At 49.3% G+C, this 22,056-nt stretch carries 21 protein-coding genes and 1 tRNA gene; 9 read left to right on the top strand and 13 right to left on the bottom strand.

The features are described 5' to 3' along the window. The first annotated feature begins 163 nt into the window (after positions 1-163). Positions 164-565, top strand: a complete 402-nt coding sequence (gene yciA, locus OGV93_RS17945) for an acyl-CoA thioester hydrolase YciA (RefSeq protein WP_016153266.1) — start codon at positions 164-166, stop codon at positions 563-565. Positions 566-640: 75 nt separating this feature from the next. Here the strand turns inward: yciA and tonB are convergent, their stop codons facing one another. After that, entirely contained in the window at positions 641-1,357 is a 717-nt protein-coding gene (gene tonB / locus OGV93_RS17940; protein ID WP_287110148.1) for a TonB system transport protein TonB, read from the bottom strand. A gap of 224 nt (positions 1,358-1,581) precedes the next feature. Between tonB and OGV93_RS17935 the strand changes: the two genes are divergently transcribed. Next, positions 1,582-1,878, top strand: coding sequence for a YciI family protein (locus tag OGV93_RS17935; protein WP_003020675.1), 297 nt, complete (start codon positions 1,582-1,584; stop codon positions 1,876-1,878). Between the two features lie 51 nt (positions 1,879-1,929). Here the strand turns inward: OGV93_RS17935 and OGV93_RS17930 are convergent, their stop codons facing one another. Next, positions 1,930-2,103 (bottom strand): YciY family protein, encoded by a 174-nt coding sequence (locus OGV93_RS17930; protein WP_016153268.1) that lies wholly within the window; start codon positions 2,101-2,103, stop codon positions 1,930-1,932. A gap of 142 nt (positions 2,104-2,245) precedes the next feature. Here OGV93_RS17930 and cls point away from each other — a divergent pair, with 142 nt between their 5' ends. Together cls and OGV93_RS17920 are read left to right on the top strand one after the other, a co-directional pair. Continuing rightward, positions 2,246-3,706 carry a cardiolipin synthase gene (gene cls / locus OGV93_RS17925; protein ID WP_047418116.1) on the top strand — a complete coding sequence of 487 codons (1,461 nt, stop codon included), beginning with the start codon at positions 2,246-2,248 and terminating at the stop codon, positions 3,704-3,706. A 34-nt stretch (positions 3,707-3,740) separates the two neighbouring features. Continuing rightward, on the top strand, positions 3,741-4,070 hold the full coding sequence (locus tag OGV93_RS17920) for an HI1450 family dsDNA-mimic protein (RefSeq protein ID WP_003020691.1): 330 nt from the start codon (positions 3,741-3,743) through the stop codon (positions 4,068-4,070). A 36-nt stretch (positions 4,071-4,106) separates the two neighbouring features. Here the strand turns inward: OGV93_RS17920 and OGV93_RS17915 are convergent, their stop codons facing one another. The 7 genes from OGV93_RS17915 to ychE all read right to left on the bottom strand — a co-directional run bounded on the left by OGV93_RS17915 (position 4,107) and on the right by ychE (position 12,032). Then, positions 4,107-4,943, bottom strand: coding sequence for an ion transporter (locus OGV93_RS17915; protein WP_287109905.1), 837 nt, complete (start codon positions 4,941-4,943; stop codon positions 4,107-4,109). 46 nt (positions 4,944-4,989) lie between these two features. Then, positions 4,990-5,994: a murein tripeptide/oligopeptide ABC transporter ATP-binding protein OppF gene (oppF, locus tag OGV93_RS17910; protein ID WP_016156729.1), complete on the bottom strand. Its 1,005-nt coding sequence runs from the start codon at positions 5,992-5,994 to the stop codon at positions 4,990-4,992. Further along, complete coding sequence (gene oppD / locus OGV93_RS17905; RefSeq protein WP_003833364.1) at positions 5,991-7,004, bottom strand: murein tripeptide/oligopeptide ABC transporter ATP-binding protein OppD; 1,014 nt, start codon at positions 7,002-7,004, stop codon at positions 5,991-5,993. The genes oppF and oppD overlap by 4 nt, the downstream gene beginning before the upstream one ends. 11 nt (positions 7,005-7,015) lie before the next feature. Next, entirely contained in the window at positions 7,016-7,924 is a 909-nt protein-coding gene (gene oppC, locus OGV93_RS17900) for an oligopeptide ABC transporter permease OppC (RefSeq protein WP_247799633.1), read from the bottom strand. A 14-nt stretch (positions 7,925-7,938) separates the two neighbouring features. Then, positions 7,939-8,859, bottom strand: coding sequence for an oligopeptide ABC transporter permease OppB (gene oppB, locus OGV93_RS17895; protein WP_003020708.1), 921 nt, complete (start codon positions 8,857-8,859; stop codon positions 7,939-7,941). A gap of 121 nt (positions 8,860-8,980) precedes the next feature. Further along, the gene (gene oppA / locus OGV93_RS17890) at positions 8,981-10,612 is read right to left on the bottom strand and encodes an oligopeptide ABC transporter substrate-binding protein OppA (RefSeq protein ID WP_016153271.1); all 1,632 of its coding nucleotides are present in this window, start codon (positions 10,610-10,612) and stop codon (positions 8,981-8,983) included. A gap of 772 nt (positions 10,613-11,384) precedes the next feature. After that, positions 11,385-12,032: an NAAT family transporter YchE gene (ychE, locus tag OGV93_RS17885; RefSeq protein ID WP_003020714.1), complete on the bottom strand. Its 648-nt coding sequence runs from the start codon at positions 12,030-12,032 to the stop codon at positions 11,385-11,387. A 487-nt stretch (positions 12,033-12,519) separates the two neighbouring features. On the opposite strand from ychE, the gene adhE reads away from it, so the two are divergent. Next, entirely contained in the window at positions 12,520-15,198 is a 2,679-nt protein-coding gene (gene adhE, locus OGV93_RS17880; protein WP_016153272.1) for a bifunctional acetaldehyde-CoA/alcohol dehydrogenase, read from the top strand. Positions 15,199-15,435: 237 nt separating this feature from the next. Here the strand turns inward: adhE and tdk are convergent, their stop codons facing one another. Further along, positions 15,436-16,053, bottom strand: coding sequence for a thymidine kinase (tdk, locus tag OGV93_RS17875; protein ID WP_019076935.1), 618 nt, complete (start codon positions 16,051-16,053; stop codon positions 15,436-15,438). Positions 16,054-16,676: 623 nt separating this feature from the next. Here tdk and hns point away from each other — a divergent pair. Beyond that, positions 16,677-17,090 (top strand): histone-like nucleoid-structuring protein H-NS, encoded by a 414-nt coding sequence (hns, locus tag OGV93_RS17870; protein WP_003020723.1) that lies wholly within the window; start codon positions 16,677-16,679, stop codon positions 17,088-17,090. Between the two features lie 137 nt (positions 17,091-17,227). On the opposite strand, the gene galU is transcribed toward hns, so the two are convergent. The 3 genes from galU to rssA all read right to left on the bottom strand — a co-directional run bounded on the left by galU (position 17,228) and on the right by rssA (position 20,356). Further along, entirely contained in the window at positions 17,228-18,136 is a 909-nt protein-coding gene (gene galU, locus OGV93_RS17865; RefSeq protein ID WP_016153274.1) for a UTP--glucose-1-phosphate uridylyltransferase GalU, read from the bottom strand. A gap of 204 nt (positions 18,137-18,340) precedes the next feature. Beyond that, positions 18,341-19,354, bottom strand: coding sequence for a two-component system response regulator RssB (rssB, locus tag OGV93_RS17860; RefSeq protein WP_016153275.1), 1,014 nt, complete (start codon positions 19,352-19,354; stop codon positions 18,341-18,343). Between the two features lie 90 nt (positions 19,355-19,444). Beyond that, the gene (rssA, locus tag OGV93_RS17855) at positions 19,445-20,356 is read right to left on the bottom strand and encodes a patatin-like phospholipase RssA (RefSeq protein WP_016156731.1); all 912 of its coding nucleotides are present in this window, start codon (positions 20,354-20,356) and stop codon (positions 19,445-19,447) included. Positions 20,357-20,467: 111 nt separating this feature from the next. Here rssA and OGV93_RS17850 point away from each other — a divergent pair, with 111 nt between their 5' ends. From OGV93_RS17850 to OGV93_RS17840, 3 genes are all read left to right on the top strand, one after another. Then, positions 20,468-20,923 (top strand): YchJ family protein, encoded by a 456-nt coding sequence (locus OGV93_RS17850; protein WP_287109902.1) that lies wholly within the window; start codon positions 20,468-20,470, stop codon positions 20,921-20,923. A gap of 55 nt (positions 20,924-20,978) precedes the next feature. Further along, positions 20,979-21,821, top strand: a complete 843-nt coding sequence (gene purU / locus OGV93_RS17845) for a formyltetrahydrofolate deformylase (RefSeq protein ID WP_016153278.1) — start codon at positions 20,979-20,981, stop codon at positions 21,819-21,821. Positions 21,822-21,977: 156 nt separating this feature from the next. Then, positions 21,978-22,056, top strand: a tRNA-Tyr gene (locus OGV93_RS17840).

Raw genomic sequence — 22,056 nt, 5'->3', positions numbered from 1 at the left:
AATGCTCGCCAGATCTCCGGATCTGGCGAATTTTTATCCCTTCGCGTTCCTTGTTGCCATCAACCTGGCGTACTTCCGCCCCGCAGGCCGCATCCCCTCTGTTCTCAGCGCGTAAATTCTAGTAGCATCGCGCCTGTAATCTTTCTCTATAGTCGGTTCTACAATGACAACAACGAATAACACTCCCCAGGGCGAACTGGTTTTACGCACTCTGGCTATGCCTGCCGATACCAACGCAAACGGTGATATTTTTGGCGGCTGGCTGATGTCACAAATGGATATAGGTGGCGCTATTCAGGCCAAAGAGATCGCACATGGTCGCGTGGTAACGGTGCGGGTTGAAGGAATGAGCTTTTTGCGCCCGGTTGCCGTGGGCGATGTGGTTTGTTGCTATGCACGCTGCGTGAAACGCGGGACGACCTCGATCAGCATTAATATTGAAGTCTGGGTGAAGAAAGTCGCTTCAGAACCTATCGGCCAGCGCTATAAAGCTACCGAAGCCCTGTTTATCTACGTTGCCGTTGATAAAGACGGTAAACCGCGGCCGATTCCCTCCCTGGCTTGATAGCACGCGCAAGCATCGCCATCCGGCAATCATTCTGCCGGATTTGGCGGCGTAACGCCAAATCCGGCCTGATGCTTACTCGATCTGTGTTGTGCCGTTCAGGCGGAAAACAATATTCACCACCAGCCCGGAACCTGGCTTACCGGCTTCATAACGCCATCTGCGCATCGCATTTTTCACTTCACGCTCAAACATATTCGCAGGCTGTGCGGACAGAACTTCCACATTTTCAACCCGGCCATCCGAGGTCACGTCAAATTTGACCTTCACACGGCCTTCAATGCGCAACGCCTGTGCACGTGCCGGATATTGAGGCTGATTACGACTTAAGGCTCGCGGACCCGATGGTACGCTCACCGCCGGTTTAGTGGTTGCCGGAGCGGTACTGGTTGTTGGACGCGCAGGCGCCGTATTTTCAAACGGGGACGTCGGACGCTGCTCTGCTGGTTTAACATCACGCTTCGGCTGCTCTTCCACCTTTTTCACCGGTTTTGGCTTCGGTTTAGGCTTGGGCTTCGGTTTCTCAATCACTACCGGCGCTTCTTTTGGCGGTTCGGGGATCGGTTCTGGCTCCGGTTCAGGCTCGACGACGGGTTCCGGCGGCGGCTGAACGGCCTGAGGCGGTTCAAGATCGGCAGGCGCAACCATCGTAACGGAGATCGGCTGCGCTGGCGCAGGCAGTTCAATAACCTGATGTACCGAGGTATACAGCAAACCTGCCACGACAGCACCATGAATGCCGACAGAAAGTAACGTAGGCCAGGGAAAGCGACGAGGTAAATCAAGGGTCATTGAAGTCATAATCGTTTCAGTAAAAAAACCAGGCCCTGATTTTAAATGCAAATAGCAATCATATTCAATAAGACCGTGAAGCTAACTGGCATTTAAAACGCGATTTTATGATAAAAAACCATTTTCAAAGTATGGCCTTAACATATTAGTTATCTTTCCGTTGCAGTTACCAGGCCTTTCCAATAACGTAAATATGACCTTTTACCGTTCAAGGAGCTCTACCCGTGCTGTACGTTATTTACGCTCAAGATATCGCAGACTCTCTCGAAAAACGTCTTTCCGTACGCCCTGCTCATCTGGCTCGTCTGCAACTCCTTCATGACGAAGGCCGTTTGCTCACGGCGGGTCCTATGCCAGCGGTTGACAGTAACGATCCGGGCGCCGCAGGCTTTACCGGCTCAACGGTGATCGCAGAATTTGAATCTTTAGAAGCCGCGCAGGCGTGGGCGGAAGCCGATCCCTACGTGGCGGCAGGTGTTTACGCGCAGGTTTCAGTAAAACCGTACAAAAAAGTATTTTAAAAACAAAACGAAAAGCAGACATTGGGCACCGACAGCGGTGCCCTTTTGAGATCAGATGTTGTGGATCGCAAACAGCAACGAGTTACGTTGATGGTTGAGAATACACTTTCTGATGGTATGGATACGCATATTACGGCGCGATTGTCCTTCAAGCCAACGTGCTTTACGGCGGCTAGCCTGACGCAGCATCCGCCAGCGTCCCACTTCCGTTCTACTACGCTTCATGTTTACTACTCTTTCAGTCACTGAACGGCCATTATAACGCCACACCGAATGCAGACCAGTGGTTTTCCCGTGTTTTTATTTGCCAGATTAATCCTGATGCGTAAACTCTTAACAATACGCTTTCAAAAGGATTTTTAAATTTATGACAACCTTCTACACCGTGGTGAGTTGGCTGGTCATTCTGGGTTACTGGGTACTCATTGCTGGCGTAACATTACGCATTCTAATGAAACGACGCGCAGTGCCCTCCGCAATGGCCTGGCTTTTGATCATCTATATTCTGCCATTGGTAGGGATCATTGCTTATCTGTCCTTCGGTGAGCTCCACCTGGGTAAACGTCGCGCCGAACGCGCCCGGGCAATGTGGCCGTCAACGGCCAAGTGGCTGAACGATCTTAAAGCCTGTAAGCATATTTTTGCGCAGGAAAACAGCAGCGTCGCGTCATCCTTATTTAAGCTGTGCGAGCGTCGTCAGGGAATCGCTGGCGTTAAAGGGAATCAACTGCAGTTGCTCACCAGTTCAGAGGACGTGATGCAGGCATTGATCCGTGATATTCAACTGGCGCGTCACAACATCGAGATGGTGTTCTACATCTGGCAACCGGGCGGTATGGCCGATCAGGTCGCCGAGTCATTAATGGCTGCCGCAAGGCGTGGAATTCACTGTCGCTTAATGCTGGATTCCGCGGGTAGCGTGGCGTTCTTCCGCAGCCCATGGGCGGCGATGATGCGTAACGCGGGTATCGAGGTTGTTGAAGCGCTGAAAGTAAACCTGATGCGTGTATTTTTACGCCGTATGGACCTGCGTCAGCACCGCAAAATGATCATGATCGATAACTATATTGCTTATACCGGCAGCATGAACATGGTCGATCCCCGTTTCTTCAAACAAGATGCAGGCGTCGGGCAATGGGTGGATTTGATGGCGAGAATGGAAGGCCCGGTAGCCACCGCTATGGGCATTGTCTATTCCTGCGACTGGGAAATTGAGACCGGCAAGCGCATTCTGCCCCCGCCGCCAGACGTCAATATCATGCCGTTTGAGCAGGCCAGCGGCCACACCATTCACACTATAGCTTCGGGACCTGGTTTCCCTGAAGATTTGATTCATCAGGCGCTGTTAACCGCGGCTTATTCGGCGCGTGAATATTTAATTATGACCACGCCCTACTTCGTTCCCAGTGACGATCTGCTGCACGCGATCTGTACAGCGGCGCAGCGCGGGGTTGACGTCAGTATTATTCTTCCACGCAAGAATGATTCCCTGCTGGTTGGCTGGGCAAGCCGGGCCTTTTTCACTGAGCTGCTGGCCGCTGGCGTTAAAATCTATCAGTTCGAAGGTGGCTTACTGCACACCAAGAGCGTACTGGTCGATGGCGAGCTGAGCCTGGTCGGTACCGTTAACCTGGATATGCGCAGTCTGTGGCTCAATTTTGAAATCACGCTGGTCATTGATGATTCCGGATTCGGTGGCGATCTCGCGGCAGTACAGGATGATTATATTTCGCGTTCCCGTCTGCTTGATGCCCGTTTGTGGGTAAAACGACCACTCTGGCAGCGGATCGCTGAGCGACTGTTTTACTTCTTTAGTCCGTTGCTGTAAAACGTGCCCATCAGACAGTAAACAGGTAGTCATTATGGATATGGATTTGAACAATCGCCTGACTGAAGACGAAACGCTTGAGCAGGCTTACGATATTTTTCTCGAACTGGCTGCGGACAACCTGGATCCAGCAGACATCATTCTGTTCAATTTACAGTTTGAAGAGCGCGGTGGTGCCGAGTTATTCGACCCGGCAGAAGACTGGCAGGAGCATGTTGATTTTGACCTGAACCCTGACTTCTTTGCCGAAGTGGTGATTGGTCTGGCAGATACAGAAGACGGCGAGATTAACGATATTTTTGCGCGCGTTTTATTATGTCGCGAAAAAGATCACAAACTCTGCCATATTCTCTGGCGCGAGTAACAAACAAAAAAGCTGCTCTCGCAGCTTTTTTCATTTTTATCCCGGCAGTTTACTTCCGCAGCGGTTACAAAACTGCGCACTATGTTCATGCTGCGCCTGCTGACACTGTGGACATCTACGCTGATATCCTCGCTGTTGGAACGCACTGCTCATGTGTGTAGTTATCAATCCGGTCGGTATCGCAATCACAGAGTATCCAATCAGGATAAGCACTGACGCCACCATGCGTCCCAACGGCGTGTGCGGTGTAATGTCACCGTAGCCGACGGTGGTGACCGTAACAATTGCCCAATACACAGACGCATTCAGCGTAGTAAAGCCATATTTGGGCCCTTCTATCAGATACATCATCGCGCCGAAAACAACCATCAGAATGGCAATAAAGGAATAGAACAACATCAGTTGATGACGGGCGCTTTTTAACGCATTCCAGAACACTCGCAGAGAAGGCATAAAACGCAGCAGCTTGAGAATACGCAAGACGCGCAGGACACGCATCGCTCGCCAGGCGAAGACATAGCTCAGACTGATTTCAGGCCATAGCCACATCACGTACAGCGGTAGAATGGTGGCCAGATCGATAATCCCCCAGAAGCTAAACACATATTTAGCGGGATTGGCCCAGCTGCATAAGCGAAGAAAATATTCGAGGGTAAAGACCAGAGTAATAAAGACCTCCAGCCAGACAAAAATGCGCCATTCCTCGAAGGTTAAATGGTATTGCGTCCCGACGCCGGACTCAATGAAGATAACAATAACGCTGAGCAAGGCGAACAGCGCACACATACCTTCAATGCGACGCCCTGAACGGGTGTTTAAATCGAATAATTTGCGATAGAGCGCGCGGCGGACAGAAGAGACTAAACCTGACACATATACCTCACCAAAAAGAAGGGCTGACCTTTGTCAGCCCTCAGGATTATAGCGGGTCTACTTTCAGGCAGGAAACTGCGTGACGGAAACTTCCTTCGAGAACCGGGCGGGTTTTTGCGCATTCCGGTCCGGCAATCGGGCAGCGCGTACGGAACACGCAGCCGGAAGGAGGATTAATCGGCGACGGCAATTCGCCTTCCAGCAACTGGATAACCTTGTTCCTTTCCTGATCCGGGTCGGGAATTGGCACTGCAGACATCAACGCTTTGGTATAAGGGTGCAGCGGATTATGGTACACCTCATCATAAGTCCCTAATTCCACCGCGTGTCCGAGATACATGACCAGCACGCGATCGGAGATATGTTTCACCACCGCCAGGTCGTGAGCAATGAAGATTAACGATAATCCCATTTCACGCTGGAGCTGTTGTAACAGGTTCACCACCTGGGCCTGAATGGATACGTCCAGCGCCGAAACCGGTTCATCGCAAATAATCAGCTTCGGCTCGAGGATCAGCGCCCGGGCAATACCAATACGCTGACACTGACCGCCGGAAAACTCATGCGGGTAGCGGTTAATCAGATTTGGCAGCAACCCCACCTTCATCATCATCGCCTTCACACGGTCGCGGACTTCCTGACCAGACAGGTTCGGATGATAAGTCCGCAGCGGTTCGGCAATGATTTCACCGATGGTCATGCGCGGATTCAATGATGCCAGCGGATCCTGGAAAATCATCTGAATATCGCTACGCACTTCCCGCCACTCATCGGGTTTCATGCCCAGCAAATCTTTACCCAGCCAGGCGACTTTTCCATCGGTGGCTTTCACCAGGCCAATAATCGCACGGGCAAAAGTCGATTTTCCACAGCCTGATTCGCCGACCACGCCCAGGGTTTCACCTTCATACAGTCGCAGAGTCACGCCATCAACCGCTTTCAGGGTTTTAGACGGCTGCCAGAACCACTGCTTGCCGTCTTTAATGTCGAAATGGACTTTAAGATCGGCAATTTCAAGGAGCACTTTTCGTTGTTCGGTGACCGCATTCATACCAGTTCCTCCACCGGTTTAAAGCAGGCGCGCAGGCGGCCCGGACTAAACTCTTCCAGTGGCGGAGCACTGCTACAGATTTCCATCGCATGCGGGCAACGCGGTTGGAATGGGCAACCTTTTGGTAAACGCAACAGGTTCGGCGGGTTGCCCGGGATAGTCAGCATCTCTTCCCCTTCGGCATCCAGACGAGGTACGGCATTTAGCAAACCAATCGAATACGGATGAACGGGCTTATAAAAGACATCCCGTGCACTGCCATATTCCATGGTACGTCCGGCGTACATCACCAAAACTTTATCGCAAATACCGGCAACTACTCCCAGATCGTGGGTGATCATGATAATCGCAGTGTTGAATTCGCTTTTCAGTTCATTCAGCAGGGTCATGATTTGCGCCTGTACCGTAACATCGAGCGCGGTAGTCGGCTCATCGGCTATCAGTAATTTAGGCCTGCACAACAGCGCCATGGCGATCATTACGCGCTGACGCATCCCGCCGGAGAATTCATGCGGATACATTTTCATACGCTTACGCGCTTCCGGCATTTTCACCGCATCCAGCATTCTTACCGATTCTTCAAAGGCTTCCGCTTTGCTCATGCCTTTATGCAGCATGAGAACTTCCATCAACTGCTCACCGACTCGCATGTACGGATTGAGAGAGGTCATCGGGTCCTGGAAAATCATCGAGATTTGCTCGGCGCGCAGTTTGTTCAACTCACGTTCAGGTAAATTCAGAATTTCACGTCCGTTGAAGGTTGCGGAACCTCCGATACGGCCATTTGCCGCCAGAAGGCCCATCAGGGCAAAGGCCGTTTGCGATTTCCCTGAACCGGATTCCCCAACAATACCCAGCGTTTCTCCAGCTCGCAGAGAAAAGTTTAAATCGTTTACCGCAGTCACATCGCCGTCGGGGGTGGCAAACGTCACGCGCAGATCTTTAACGTTCAGCAGTGCGTTAGCCTGTTGTTGCGCGAGCGGCGCGGTTGAGGTTTCAATTACGCTCATGGCTGCACTCCTTAACGGTCTTTCGGGTCGAGGGCATCACGCAGGCCATCGCCAATAAAGTTAAAACAGAACAAAGTGACCACCAGGAATCCTGCCGGGAACAGCAGCAGCCATGGTGAGACTTCCATCGAGTTGGCACCATCACTCAGCAACGCCCCCCAGCTACTTAACGGCTCCTGCGTCCCTAATCCCAAAAAGCTCAGGAAGGATTCAAACAGGATCATGCTGGGCACCAGCAACGAAGCGTACACCACCACCACGCCCAGCACGTTCGGCACAATATGACGGATAACGATGCGTACGGTAGATACCCCACCCACTTGCGCTGCTTCAATAAACTCTTTGCGCTTGAGACTCAGCGTTTGTCCACGCACGATACGCGCCATATCCAGCCAGGATACCATCCCGATAGCGACAAAAATCAGCAGGATATTTTGCCCAAAGAAGGTGACCAGCAGAATCACGAAGAACATGAACGGGAAGGAGTTGAGGATTTCCAGCAGACGCATCATCACGGAGTCGATTTTACCGCCGAGGTAGCCCGACAGAGAACCGTATAGCGTGCCGACAACTACCGCGACCAACGCCGCGGCAATGCCGACCATCAGCGAGATGCGACCGCCAATCGCCACACGAACCAGCAGGTCTCGACCTGACGAGTCGGTGCCGAAATAGTGTCCAGATGCTGTATCCGGCGCGCTGGACATCATGCCCCAGTCGGTATCGAAGTAGGTAAACTGCGACAGCATCGGCGCCAGCGTCACAAACAGCGCAATAATCACCAGCACGACCAGGCTTGCTACCGCCGCGCGGTTATGCATAAAGCGTCGACGCGCGTCCTGCCACAGACTGCGGCCCTCGACCTCCAGCTTTTCACTGAAATTCTCCAGCGCTTCGCTGTTTTTCTTACTTAACATCATAGCGAGCTCCAGTATCAGTAACGAATTTTCGGGTCGATAACGGCATACAGCACGTCAACAATCGCGTTAAACACGATGGTCAGCGTCCCTACCAGTATGGTGAGGCTCAGGACCAGCGAATAGTCGCGGTTTAACGCGCCATTGACGAACAACTGGCCAATGCCCGGCAAACCATAGATGGTTTCAATAACCATCGAACCGGTAATAATGCCAACAAATGCTGGTCCCATATAGGACAGCACAGGCAACAGCGCAGGTTTTAACGCATGGCGGAAAATAATCCGCCGCATCGGCAACCCTTTAGCGCGCGCGGTACGAATAAAGTTAGAGTGCAGCACTTCAATCATCGAACCGCGGGTAATACGGGCGATACTGGCGATATAAGCCAGTGACAAGGCCACCATCGGCAGGATCATAAATTTCAACGCCCCGCCATTCCAGCCGCCTCCGGGCAGCCATTTCAAGGTTATGGCAAATATCATGACCAATAAGGGAGCGACCACGAAACTGGGGATAACCACCCCGGTCATTGCCACCCCCATCACCGTGTAGTCCCAGCGCGTATTTTGTTTCAGCGCGGCTATCACCCCAGCGCTAACGCCAACGAGGACCGCCAGAATAAAGGCCGCAGCTCCCAGCTTCGCAGAAACCGGAAAGCTCGATGCCACGAGGTCGTTTACCGTATAGTCTTTATATTTAAAAGATGGCCCAAAATCGCCATGTGCCAGCTGCTTGAGGTAGCTGAAGTACTGCGTCGAGATAGGATCGTTAAGATGATATTTCGCTTCGATATTAGCCAGTACCTCTGGCGGTAACGCGCGTTCCCCAGTGAATGGACTTCCCGGCGCAAGGCGCATCATAAAGAATGAAATCGTAATAAGTATAAACAGCGTCGGAATCGCTTCCAGACAGCGACGTAATATAAATTTTAACATTGCCCGTACCTTCTGGCGTGTGCCTTTACACCTCTTCTACCCCGACGTTCAGGTAAAGTGGTGTTAATAGTTCGAAGAAAAAAGACACTGTGGGGCAAAATGATTGCCCCACGTCTTGCCATTAATGCTTGATAATATACAAGTCTTTAACGTGGATATTATCCATCGGGTCTTTACCGGAGTATCCGCCAACCCATGGTTTTACCAGGCGGGCGTTAACATAGTAATAAACCGGTACAATCGCAGAATCTTTATCCAGCTGCTGTTCCGCTTTCGAATACAGTTCGCTGCGCTGCGCTTCATCAGTCACTTTCAGCGTATCCGCAATCAGCTTATCAAACGCCGGGCTCTTATAGTGGACTGTGTTGTTGGAGCTGTCAGACAGCACCATATTCAGGAAGGATGTTGGTTCGTTGTAATCCGCACACCAGCCCGCACGCGAAACATCATAGTTACCCTGATGGCGCGTATCGAGGAATGTTTTCCATTCCTGGTTTTCCAGCTTCACGTTGGCGCCCAGATTTTTCTTCCAGATAGATGCCGCAGCGATGGCCAGCTTTTTATGCAGATCTGAGGTGTTATACAGCAGGTCAAAGGTCAACGGTTTTTCAGCGGTATACCCGGCTTCAGCCAGCAGTTTTTTCGCTTCTTCATTACGTTTTTCCTGAGACCATTTGAACCACTCTGGTTCAACCAGTTTCGCGCCATCGGTGTAAGGAGGGGTAAAGCTATACGCCGGCAGGTCCCCCTGGTTTTTAACTTTGTTGACGATAATGTCACGATCCAACGCCAGTTTCAGGGCGGTACGAACACGAACATCGTTGAACGGTGCTTTCTGGTTGTTGATTTCGTAATAATAGGTGCACAGATACGGGTCAACGTGAACTTCGTTCGGGATCTCTTTTTTCAGTTTCTGGAATAACTCGATCGGCATGTTGTTATAGGTCATGTCGATTTCGCCGCTGCGATAGCGGTTAACGTCAGTCACTTCAGAAGAAATTGGCAGGTAGGTAACCTGGTTAATAACCGTTTTGGCGTTGTCCCAGTAGTTGGTGTTACGCTCAAGTACAATGCGCTCGTTGACCACCCAGTCTTTCAGCTTATAGGCGCCGTTGGTGACGATGTTAGCGGGCTGGGTCCATTTCTCACCGTATTTTTCAACCGCTGCTTTAGGAACCGGAGAAACGGATGAGTGCACAAGCAATTTGTAGAAATAAGGAACCGGCTCGCTCAGGGTGACTTCAAATGTATGATCGTCGAGAGCTTTGACACCGAGATCGGTGATCGGCTTTTTGCCGGCGATAATATCGTCAATATTGACAATGTGACCGTACTGTAAATAACTGGCGTACGGTGACGCGGTATTTGGATTAGCCAGGCGTTGCCAGCTATACACGAAATCTTGCGCGGTAACAGGCGTGCCGTCAGACCATTTAGCGTCTTTACGCAGATGGAATGTCCACACCTTAAAGTCTTTATTTTCCCACTTTTCAGCCACGCCAGGCGATGGTTTGCCATCGACATCGCTGATTAATAAACCTTCAAACAGGTCACGGTTGATATTGGATTCAGGTACACCTTCGATTTTATGTGGATCGAGTGACTGAACTTCCGAACCGTTATTACGCACCAGAGTCTGCTTTTCAGCAAGCTGCACACCTGCTGGCACAACTGCCGCCGTAGCAACATTCCCAGCGATTAGCGCAGTTAGGATCCCCGCAGCTACTAAACTTTTTTTAGTGATGTTAGTCATTGTGTTTGTACTCCCTCATTATTATGGCTGGTTTTTTAACCAGACTGTTAATCCTGTCAGGATCCCTGTACGGCACCGGAGATTTTCTGCCGTCAGGTAGTTTCTTGTTTTACTGCTTGCTATCACCGACTTTATTTATTTCTGGCGATTCGTATGATCGCCTTGCGTCGATTATCTACGTGCCTCCCCTGCCGGAAACACGCTATTACCCTGTTGAGAGAAACTAATTGAAAATGATTCTCATCAACGTGAATTCTTCTGCATAATACCTGGCCGGAAAGTATCAAATGCGTTTCTTAACCGCCAATACATTTTACAAATTTGTTAACCAATTCTCTTTTATTGGAAATAAATCTCACTAAAAAAGTCTTACGAATGAAAGATTATGACAATAAAACGATAAAAATCAATATATTGCATAACGCGCAGTGTTAACTCCCCAGTCCTGTGTCAACACCACGCCAAAATGCACATAAATTTAACAATTGGTTATTAATTAGCACATTCATCTAAAAAAAACGCTGAAATAACTAATAACATTTCGATAATCCTTCAGCAAGCCCCAGAGTATGATGTTAATAAAATAACAGTGACATCGGGATCCCTCTGGTGGACCATTGAGTGTTATATCCATAAAATCAATGAATAAATTAATGAATAACCATCAGATCTTTTTATATTTCTATGCTGATTTTCAACTTTAGTGAGAAGTTTTACTAATAACGAAAGGAAACGGAGCCGAAAGAGGCTCCGTTGATGCCGAAGAGGAATATCAGGCAAGCAAACCGGGGAAAATGGACTTGATTCCAGTCACAATGAATTCGATCCCTAAGGCCATTAACAACAACCCCATAATACGCGTAATGACGTTGATACCGGTTTGGCCCAGCAGCCGTACCAGCCACGGTGCCATGCGGAACAGTCCCCAACAGCACAGGGCAAACAACGCAATCGCCACAAAAAAACCAAACAGGTTAATCGCACTATGATAACGCGTACCCCAAACAATAGTTGAGCTTATCGCCCCTGGCCCCGCCATCAGCGGCAATGCCAGCGGCACTACGCCGATACTTTCGCGGATTGCTGTTTCTGATTTTTCCTGTTTGTTTTGCTTATCTTCGCCCAGTTTTCCGCTAATCATCGACATCGCGATAGTCACCACCAGAATGCCGCCGGCAATCCTGAACGAATCTATCGAGATACCGAAGAGCTGCAGAATACCGTCACCAAGGAACAGCGAAGTCCACAGGATGATGGCAACTGACAGGTTTGCCGTAAGGTTGGTTTTATTTCGCGCAGCAGCCGTTTGATAGCTGGTCATACTGATAAAGACAGGGATGATCCCGACCGGGTTAACCAATGCGAATAACCCAATGAAAAATTTAAAATAGACAGGAAAATCAAATAGCGTTTGGATCACGGTTAGCTCCGAAGCGTTAGCCGGATAAAATGAGTCATAAAAATTGATAAAATCCGCGCTGAAGATACGCCTTTTGTCAGCATACTTCACCTTCTATCTGTGTATATCTACGTAAATACACTTCCAATACTTAGTGTTATTAATATGTATTAAATATGCTAATGTTAATGACATTCACCCCATCAATTTATTAACACTTACCGATAAACGCTAAAAGGGCCTGCTGAAAGGTGTCAGCTTTGCGAAATTTTGATCCAGATCACGCAATTACTACTCAGAAGTGAGTAATCTTGCTTACGCCACCTGGAGGTAGCGCGTTAGAATTAAGTGGCGCTAGCGTATAAGCTCTTTTAGTAAATCAAGGTAAAGTGGACGTTAATTAACCGTTTGATTTTCAAAACGTTACACAAATTTTCGTCGATCTGTCTATACTCTCGTATCGAGCAGATGATTTACTAAAAAAGTTTAACATTATCAGGAGAGCATTATGGCTGTTACTAATGTCGCTGAACTTAACGCACTTGTAGAGCGCGTAAAAAAAGCCCAGCGTGAATATGCCAGTTTCACTCAAGAACAGGTTGACAAAATCTTCCGTGCCGCCGCTCTGGCTGCCGCAGACGCTCGAATCCCTCTCGCGAAAATGGCCGTTGCCGAATCTGGCATGGGCATCGTCGAAGATAAAGTGATTAAAAACCACTTTGCTTCCGAATACATTTATAACGCATATAAAGACGAAAAAACCTGTGGTGTGCTGGCTGAAGACCACACTTTCGGTACCATTACCATCGCTGAACCGATTGGTATCATCTGCGGTATCGTTCCAACCACTAACCCGACTTCTACTGCAATCTTCAAATCACTGATCAGCCTGAAGACGCGTAACGCCATCATCTTCTCTCCGCATCCGCGTGCTAAAGATGCCACTAACAAAGCGGCTGATATCGTTCTGCAGGCAGCAATTGCTGCTGGCGCACCGAAAGATCTGATCGGCTGGATCGATCAACCTTCCGTAGAACTGTCAAACGCGCTGATGCACCACCCGGACATCAACCTGATCCTTGCGACCGGTGGTCCAGGCATGGTTAAAGCAGCATACAGCTCCGGTAAACCGGCAATCGGTGTAGGCGCAGGTAACACCCCTGTGGTTATCGATGAAACCGCTGATATCAAGCGTGCTGTTGCATCTGTTCTGATGTCTAAAACCTTCGATAACGGCGTAATTTGTGCTTCTGAACAGTCCGTTGTTGTCGTTGACTCTGTATACGACGCAGTACGTGAGCGTTTCGCGACTCACGGCGGCTACATGCTGCAAGGCAAAGAGCTGAAAGCCGTTCAGGACGTTATCCTGAAAAATGGCGCGCTGAACGCGGCTATCGTTGGTCAGCCGGCATACAAAATTGCTGAACTGGCAGGCTTCTCCGTACCAGAAACCACTAAGATTCTGATCGGTGAAGTGACAGTTGTTGACGAAAGCGAACCGTTCGCTCACGAAAAATTGTCTCCGACGCTGGCAATGTACCGTGCGAAAGACTTCGAAGACGCCGTTATTAAAGCTGAAAAACTGGTTGCGATGGGCGGTATCGGTCATACCTCTTGCCTGTACACCGACCAGGACAACCAGCCAGAACGTGTTGCTTACTTCGGTCAGATGATGAAAACCGCACGTATCCTGATTAACACCCCAGCTTCTCAGGGTGGTATCGGTGACCTGTACAACTTTAAACTCGCGCCTTCCCTGACTCTGGGTTGTGGTTCCTGGGGTGGTAACTCCATCTCTGAAAACGTTGGTCCTAAGCACCTGATCAACAAGAAAACCGTTGCTAAGCGAGCTGAAAACATGTTGTGGCACAAACTTCCGAAATCTATCTACTTCCGTCGTGGCTCTCTGCCAATCGCACTGGATGAAGTGATTACCGATGGTCACAAACGTGCGCTGATCGTGACCGACCGCTTCCTGTTTAACAATGGCTATGCTGACCAGATCACCTCCGTGCTGAAAGCTGCTGGCGTTGAAACCGAAGTGTTCTTTGAAGTTGAAGCTGACCCAACTCTGACCGTTGTACGCAAAGGTGCTGAGCTGGCTAACTCCTTTAAACCAGACGTGATCATCGCGCTGGGTGGCGGTTCCCCGATGGACGCCGCGAAAATCATGTGGGTTATGTACGAACACCCAGAAACCCACTTCGAAGAACTGGCACTGCGCTTTATGGACATCCGTAAACGTATCTACAAGTTCCCGAAAATGGGCGTAAAAGCGAAGATGGTTGCCGTCACCACCACTTCCGGTACTGGTTCTGAAGTTACTCCGTTTGCGGTTGTTACTGACGATGCAACTGGTCAGAAATACCCGCTGGCAGACTATGCGCTGACTCCGGATATGGCGATTGTTGACGCCAACCTGGTGATGGATATGCCTAAGTCCCTGTGTGCGTTCGGTGGTCTGGATGCCGTCACTCACGCCCTGGAAGCTTACGTATCCGTGCTGGCTTCTGAGTTCTCCGACGGTCAGGCTCTGCAAGCGCTGAAACTGCTGAAAGAAAACCTGCCAGCGTCCTACCACGAAGGTTCTAAGAACCCGGTAGCGCGTGAGCGTGTACACAGTGCAGCAACCATCGCCGGTATTGCGTTTGCTAACGCCTTCCTGGGTGTATGTCACTCAATGGCGCACAAGCTGGGTTCTCAGTTCCACATTCCTCACGGTCTGGCGAACGCCCTGCTGATCAGCAACGTTATTCGTTATAACGCGAACGACAACCCGACTAAACAGACTGCATTCAGCCAGTACGACCGTCCGCAGGCTCGTCGTCGCTACGCTGAAATCGCAGACCATCTGGGTCTGAGCGCACCGGGCGACCGTACTGCTGCAAAAATCCAGAAACTGCTGGGCTGGCTGGACGAAATCAAAGCTGAACTGGGTATTCCTAAGTCTATCCGTGAAGCTGGTGTTCAGGAAGCTGACTTCCTGGCACACGTGGACAAACTGTCTGAAGATGCGTTTGATGACCAGTGTACTGGTGCTAACCCGCGTTACCCGCTGATTTCTGAACTGAAACAGATCCTGATGGATACCTACTACGGTCGTGAATACAGCGAAGATCAAACCGCCGTTAAGACTGAAGCAGTAGCTGCTCCGAAAGCTGAGAAGAAAGCGAAGAAATCCGCTTAATTCATCCAGATAAGTTTTAGTTTCACCATAAACGGTCCCGAATTGGGGCCGTTTTTTTTTGCATCTTACGTTATCAGAATCGAAACATGACCAATTCAGCGACGTTTAAAGGATGGACCTGTAAAAGGATGCTTAGGAGGATGCGAGAATAGCGTCAGGAGAGTGTCTGACAGGGTAGCGAACATTAGCGAATGCTCAGCCTACCCTGTGCTAATAAGCGCCCAGAAGCGCGTAGAGTTAGTCGTGGTTGTGTCGTTCTTGTATCGCCGTCAGAGAGCCCTCAGACTGTGCTTGCTTATAATGCTTACGGCACACCGATACATAGCGTTCGTTCCCGCCAATCACCACCTGTTCGCCCTCGTTATAAGGTCGTCCTGCCTGATCAAGACGCAACACCATGCTGGCCTTACGCCCACAGAAACAAATGGTTTTTAATTCAACCAGTTTATCTGACCACGCCAACAGGTATTCGCTGCCGCCAAATAACTCACCACGAAAATCGGTACGCAAGCCGTAGCACAACACGGGAATATCCAGCTGATCGACAACCTCAGATAATTCATAAACCTGCTGTCGAGTCAGAAACTGCGACTCATCAACCAGTACACAGTGAATTCTTTGCTGCTCATTCTCAGCCCGAATCTCTTCGAACAATGATGAATTTTGGTTAAACAATTTTGCAGGTGACGACAGACCTATACGTGAACTTACTTTTCCAGCACCAAAGCGGTCATCAATTTCCGCTGTATATACCACGGCACGCATCCCACGTTCCTGATAATTGTACGAAGATTGCAGCAATGCAGTCGACTTACCGGCATTCATTGCAGAATAGTAAAAATATAGCTGTGCCATTGACCGTAGGCCCTCACCTGGGGAAATAAATATGGGCAGGATTGTACCATATTTCACGAACGTGTCGGTGTAGCGTTGCCTGCATAGGCGTATAAATAGGCGTACAGACTCGCTCAGTGTCGCCTAAATAACCGATCCTCTAAGTGACATGGGAGCGTGAGTACACTCCAGCCATGGCCCAGGCAGCCTGAAACTGGACGGGTATATACACACTCTTTCACAAATAGTGCTCATGAAATTTATCCATACCTCTTATCTTCTTACGGCAATAAAGAAACCCTTCCCTTATTGTTATTGAATCTACCCACTGTCGTCATGTATTAGCGAATTCATGTAAGCAAAACTAATACAAAAGGTTGAAATCACTGCAAAGAGATACTATTTGTACACCATAAAATGTGACCTGAATCTTGAATTTTTACTCTCAGCCGCTGAGAAGCCCCCTCACCAATAAGCCTTTTTTATGCCCAACGTCGCGGAGAATTTAAGACAGATGAATTAATTCTGATACTAAATAAAGCGCAATTTTGAATTCCTTACATTCCTGGCTATTGCACAACTGAATTTATCGCTCTATTATTAGCTCAACAAACCACCCCCAATATAAGTTTGAGATTACTACAATGAGCGAAGCACTTAAAATTCTGAACAACATCCGTACTCTTCGTGCGCAGGCAAGAGAATGTACTCTGGAAACGCTTGAAGAAATGCTGGAAAAATTAGAAGTTGTTGTTAGCGAGCGCCGTGAAGAAGAAAGCGCTGCAGCTGCTGAAGTTGAAGAACGTACTCGTAAACTGCAACAATATCGTGAAATGCTGATCGCTGACGGCATTGACCCGAACGAACTGCTGAATAGCATGGCTGCTGTTAAATCTGGCACCAAAGCTAAACGCGCTGCACGTCCGGCGAAATATAGCTATGTTGACGAAAACGGTGAAACTAAAACCTGGACTGGTCAGGGTCGTACACCGGCAGTGATCAAAAAAGCGATGGAAGAACAAGGTAAACAACTGGACGATTTCTTAATCAAAGAATAATTCAGAAATAGTTTGCTTAAAATCCCGCCAGTGGCGGGATTTTTTTTACCTGTACTTAGCACAGTCCCTACCCAGTTCAGGTATAAAAAAACGGTGCTGGATTAACAGCACCGTTCAGACCTGATAATACCAGCAGGTTACTTCTTAATACCCATCTCATCTTCCAGCCAGGCTTTAAATTCAGCGCCGAGAGTATTATGGCGAATACCATATTCAACGAACGCCTGCATATAGCCCAGCTTATTACCACAGTCATGGCTTTTGCCCTTCATGTGATAAGCTTCAACCGTTTCTTTTTCAATCAGCATATCGATAGCATCAGTCAGCTGAATTTCGTCACCGGCTCCCGGAGGCGTTTTTGCCAGCAGAGGCCAGATATCCGCGCTAAGGACGTAACGCCCCACGACGGCCAGATTAGATGGCGCCACATTCGCTTTCGGCTTTTCAACAACGCCAACCATCGGTACGCTTTCGCCCGGCGCTAATTCAACGCCTTTACAATCAACAACACCATAAGCGGTAACATCTTCTACCGGCTCAACCATAATCTGGCTGCTGCCTGTTTCATCGAAACGATGAATCATTTCGGCAAGGTTGTCGCGTGATAAATCAGATTCGTATTCGTCAAGAATGACGTCCGGCAAGATAACCGCAACGGGCTCATCGCCAACCACCGGGTGCGCGCACAATACCGCGTGGCCCAGACCTTTGGCCAGTCCCTGACGCACCTGCATAATAGTGACATGTGGCGGACAAATAGATTGCACTTCTTCCAGAAGCTGGCGTTTTACACGTTTTTCCAGCATAGCTTCAAGTTCAAAGCTGGTATCGAAGTGGTTTTCAATCGAATTTTTAGACGAGTGAGTTACAAGTACAATTTCAGTGATGCCCGCAGCAATACATTCGTTTACGACGTACTGAATTAATGGCTTATCAACCAACGGTAGCATCTCTTTCGGGATTGCTTTCGTAGCCGGTAACATCCTGGTTCCTAATCCCGCAACCGGGATAACGGCCTTTTTGACTTTTGAATTAAGGGCAGCCATTTAAAACTCTCCTGGACTGTTCATGTATTGAACGTGTTCATCAATCTGTATCGCATCCAAGTATATCAGTACCGCGACAAGCTTCTGGTCTGAAAAGGACGCGCGTCGGTATAATTAAGATAAATACGAATAAATCTGGCGCTGATAGTAGCACTCACAGCATGAGGGGAGTGAGCCAATTTCATTCTCACTCCACTCGGTTGTTCATTCTGCAGACAACATCAGGCGTAGCCGACCACCGGCCCCCCAAATTTGGCATTGCCAGGATTCGCAACGTTGGCTCAGTTGATTAAGATACGCATTCCCTAAGGTTCCCAACGGAACACCATTGCTGATTTGTACATTGTGGGAACCTGTATTTAATGTCGCATTCAGCCCTGCTGATACCAGAATCAGGTTTTTTAATCCGCTGTGGTAATAACCCACCAGCAAAGGGAATTGTCCGGGCAAATTAGCCTGGCGCAATAAATGGTTAACCTGTTTCAATAACGCACCGAGCTCCGGCAATCGTTGATTTTGATGCGCGAGCTGTTCCTGCAGCAAACCGTTAAATAGCGCCCGCAGTAACAATGCTGCCAGAACGCCATTATCCCCTGCCCGCGTCACATCCAGACAATAAAACGCAAGGTCATGGTCCGATAGCGGTGCAATATCCAGTACCAGCCCCGGCTGATCGGCAGCCACCAATTGACGATAGTTGATCCGACATCGTGAAATAACTTGCGACACAGGAGGCTGTAATTCTTGCAACAGCTTTGCTGCAGCGGCGGGATCACCAACCATCGCATCCCAGTCGCGAAACAGCCGCTCTTCTTCTTCCACGCGTGAATTAAACATATTCGGATACAGACACGCAAAGACGGTTTCGCGCAGGCGGTTCAGGTCCTTTACCGGCTTTAGCAGCACATCATCCACACCCAATCGCAGTGCTTTGGCTATATCAGACATGTTTTCCGTCGCTGATATCACCAGGATGGGGGTCTGATCGCCACGATTACGCAGATACTCTACTAGCTTAAGGCCGTTCATTCGTGGCATAGCCAGGTCGCAGATAATCAGGTCGGGGTTAAAGTGCCCGAGTAATTCAAGTGCTTCAAGTCCATCGCCAGCTACCGCCGTTGTCGCTCCCAAAGAGGAAAACCATGAGTCCATGAGTGAGCGAAATACCGGCTCATCCTCAACGATAAGAATCTGTTTTCCGACCAATGGCTGCGTCATATTCTCCCCCCTGACTGGCTTTAGTAAATAGTGGCATGCTATTGCTACTCACGCCTGTCAGAATTTGCTTAAGTGTTGATAAAAAATGCGTTAGATGTTGGTTTTCACCAGGGGTAGAAGTTCATCCATTTTCTTCTCGACCGCCAGTTGTCCAGCAGCAATTGCTGCGCTGGCGCGGTGAAAATCCAGCGTGGATATTTGCGGACAAAACGGCTGGATCAGGATATCTGGCGGGTCACCGGCCATGCGGTTACGTTTCAGACGGTTTTCCAGAACCTGAATAGAAGTCGTCATGATCTCCATCGCCGTCGGCGCGGTTACCGCACGCCTGGCCGTTATGTTGCTCAAGCGCTCTTTCAGTCGGGCACGCCATGAAAGCGCGTCGACATCATCACCCGTTTCGGCATCACTGCTGACGTTGAAGGAGAGTAAATCTTGCTGCATAAGATGCGCATCGTGTTGCAGATCGACGGCAATAACGATGTCAGCGCCCAGCGCGCGAGTTAAGGATACAGGAACGGGATTCACCACCGCGCCATCGACCAGCCAGTAACCATTATGCGCTACAGGGGACATCAGACCAGGAATACTGCAGGAGGCCCGAACAGCCAGGTGCAAATCACCTTCCGTGAACCAGAGTTCCCGACCCGTACTCAGATTAGTAGCCACAGTTGCGAAACGGCGAGTGCATTGCTCAATTGCTTCTACCGGCATGACATTACGGTACTGATTGAATACCCGTTCACCACGCAGTAAACCGCCCCTGCGCCACGAGAGATCCATCAGACGTAAGACATCCCAATAGCTGAAAGAACAAACCCATTGTTCGAGAGCAGGTAACTTATTGCATGCGTAGGCTGCACCAACCAGCGAACCAATGGAGCACCCTGCCACAATATCAACATCAATGCCCATATGCTTTAGGGCTTTAATAACGCCAATATGCGACCAACCTCGCGCCGCGCCGGAACCTAGCGCCAGCCCAATTTTTATTTTTCTCATTGTACGTACAAACTTCCCCTGGCTTGCAGACGTAGCAACATCGCTACCGCTCAGTTAACATAGTGCTACCCTGGCGTTTTTACGCCGTTTTTTTATTCCAGGGAGTACTTTGTGTCTCAGCTTTGTCCCTGTGGTAGCGCTGTCGAGTATAGCCTATGTTGCTACCGTTATGTGTCCGGCGCGCAAGTAGCACCTACGCCATCACATCTCATGCGTTCTCGTTACTGTGCTTTTGTGATGAAAGACGCAGATTACCTTATCAAGACCTGGCATCCGGACTGTAATGCAGCCGAGTTTCGCGACGACATTATCGCAGGATTTAGCCACACCGAATGGCTCGGGCTGACCGTTTTTGAACAACAAACGGCAGACACAGAAAATATCGGCTATGTCAGCTTTGTTGCGCGATTTTCTGAACAAGGTAAAACAGGTGCAATTATCGAGCGCTCTCGTTTTTTAAAAGAAAACGGTCAGTGGTACTATATAGACGGTACACGCCCTCAAATTGGACGAAACGATACCTGCCCTTGTGGCTCCGGTAAAAAATTTAAAAAGTGCTGCGGCTAATCAACGCCCGACAGTATCAATTTTGCAAACATTCTCAACAGGATCACCGCTGCAAATGCATTCATTACAACGAAAAGTGCTGCGTACTATTTGCCCGGACCAAAAAGGTCTGATCGCGCGCATTACGAATATCTGTTACAAGCATGAACTGAACATCGTGCAGAACAATGAGTTCGTGGACCACCGTACCGGGCGCTTTTTTATGCGTACCGAACTGGAGGGTATTTTTAACGACGTCACGCTGCTTGCCGATCTGGATAGTGCCCTTCCAGATGGCTCCATTCGTGAATTAACACCAGCAGGACGCCGCCGTATCGTCATTTTGGTCACCAAGGAGGCACATTGTCTGGGTGACCTGTTAATGAAGGCCAATTATGGCGGGCTGGATGTTGAAATCGCCGCTGTGATCGGCAACCACGAGACGCTGCGACCTTTGGTTGAACGGTTTGATATCCCATTTGAGCTGGTCAGCCACGAAGGTTTAACGCGTGACGAACATGACCTGAAAATGGCCGACGCTATCGACGCGCACCAACCTGACTATGTCGTGCTGGCAAAATACATGCGCGTTCTAACACCAACGTTTGTTTCACGCTTCCCGAATAAGATTATCAATATTCACCATTCATTCCTGCCAGCGTTTATTGGCGCTCGCCCTTACCATCAGGCTTATGAGCGCGGCGTGAAGATCATCGGTGCGACAGCCCACTACGTGAATGATAACCTCGATGAAGGCCCAATCATTATGCAGGACGTAATTCATGTGGATCACACCTACACCGCGGAAGACATGATGCGTGCGGGTCGCGACGTTGAGAAAAATGTATTAAGCCGCGCGCTGTATCAGGTTCTGGCTCAACGCGTCTTTGTTTACGGTAACCGAACGATTATTCTGTAATCGATTGATAATTGAATTGGTTACCTTTACATCTTTACGCGTAAAAATCAGGCAACCAGTTCTTTTTTATCAACGGAATACTTTACAGGGGCGCATCATTTGATATGATGCGCCCCGCTTCCAACGGAAGCAGGCCAGTAACTAGCATTACCCCGTGGTGGGGTTCCCGAGCGGCCAAAGGGAGCAGACTGTAAATCTGCCGTCATCGACTTCGAAGGTTCGAATCCTTCCCCCA

This window comes from Citrobacter sp. Cb031 (assembly GCF_030336725.1).
Classification (GTDB): Bacteria; Pseudomonadota; Gammaproteobacteria; order Enterobacterales; family Enterobacteriaceae; genus Citrobacter; species Citrobacter braakii.
Note: the sequence above shows the minus strand (reverse complement) of the source record. Positions and strands in the feature narration are given on the sequence as shown.

What these genes read in the sequence shown, in the direction of transcription:
- yciA (WP_016153266.1), top strand. Translation starts at nt 164, where the DNA reads ATGACAACAACGAATAACACTCCCCAGGGCGAACTGGTTTTACGCACT.
- tonB (WP_287110148.1), bottom strand. Translation starts at nt 1,357, where the DNA reads ATGACCCTTGATTTACCTCGTCGCTTTCCCTGGCCTACGTTACTTTCT.
- OGV93_RS17930 (WP_016153268.1), bottom strand. Translation starts at nt 2,103, where the DNA reads ATGAAGCGTAGTAGAACGGAAGTGGGACGCTGGCGGATGCTGCGTCAG.
- cls (WP_047418116.1), top strand. Translation starts at nt 2,246, where the DNA reads ATGACAACCTTCTACACCGTGGTGAGTTGGCTGGTCATTCTGGGTTAC.
- OGV93_RS17920 (WP_003020691.1), top strand. Translation starts at nt 3,741, where the DNA reads ATGGATATGGATTTGAACAATCGCCTGACTGAAGACGAAACGCTTGAG.
- oppF (WP_016156729.1), bottom strand. Translation starts at nt 5,994, where the DNA reads ATGAATGCGGTCACCGAACAACGAAAAGTGCTCCTTGAAATTGCCGAT.
- oppD (WP_003833364.1), bottom strand. Translation starts at nt 7,004, where the DNA reads ATGAGCGTAATTGAAACCTCAACCGCGCCGCTCGCGCAACAACAGGCT.
- oppC (WP_247799633.1), bottom strand. Translation starts at nt 7,924, where the DNA reads ATGATGTTAAGTAAGAAAAACAGCGAAGCGCTGGAGAATTTCAGTGAA.
- oppB (WP_003020708.1), bottom strand. Translation starts at nt 8,859, where the DNA reads ATGTTAAAATTTATATTACGTCGCTGTCTGGAAGCGATTCCGACGCTG.
- oppA (WP_016153271.1), bottom strand. Translation starts at nt 10,612, where the DNA reads ATGACTAACATCACTAAAAAAAGTTTAGTAGCTGCGGGGATCCTAACT.
- adhE (WP_016153272.1), top strand. Translation starts at nt 12,520, where the DNA reads ATGGCTGTTACTAATGTCGCTGAACTTAACGCACTTGTAGAGCGCGTA.
- tdk (WP_019076935.1), bottom strand. Translation starts at nt 16,053, where the DNA reads ATGGCACAGCTATATTTTTACTATTCTGCAATGAATGCCGGTAAGTCG.
- hns (WP_003020723.1), top strand. Translation starts at nt 16,677, where the DNA reads ATGAGCGAAGCACTTAAAATTCTGAACAACATCCGTACTCTTCGTGCG.
- galU (WP_016153274.1), bottom strand. Translation starts at nt 18,136, where the DNA reads ATGGCTGCCCTTAATTCAAAAGTCAAAAAGGCCGTTATCCCGGTTGCG.
- rssB (WP_016153275.1), bottom strand. Translation starts at nt 19,354, where the DNA reads ATGACGCAGCCATTGGTCGGAAAACAGATTCTTATCGTTGAGGATGAG.
- rssA (WP_016156731.1), bottom strand. Translation starts at nt 20,356, where the DNA reads ATGAGAAAAATAAAAATTGGGCTGGCGCTAGGTTCCGGCGCGGCGCGA.
- purU (WP_016153278.1), top strand. Translation starts at nt 20,979, where the DNA reads ATGCATTCATTACAACGAAAAGTGCTGCGTACTATTTGCCCGGACCAA.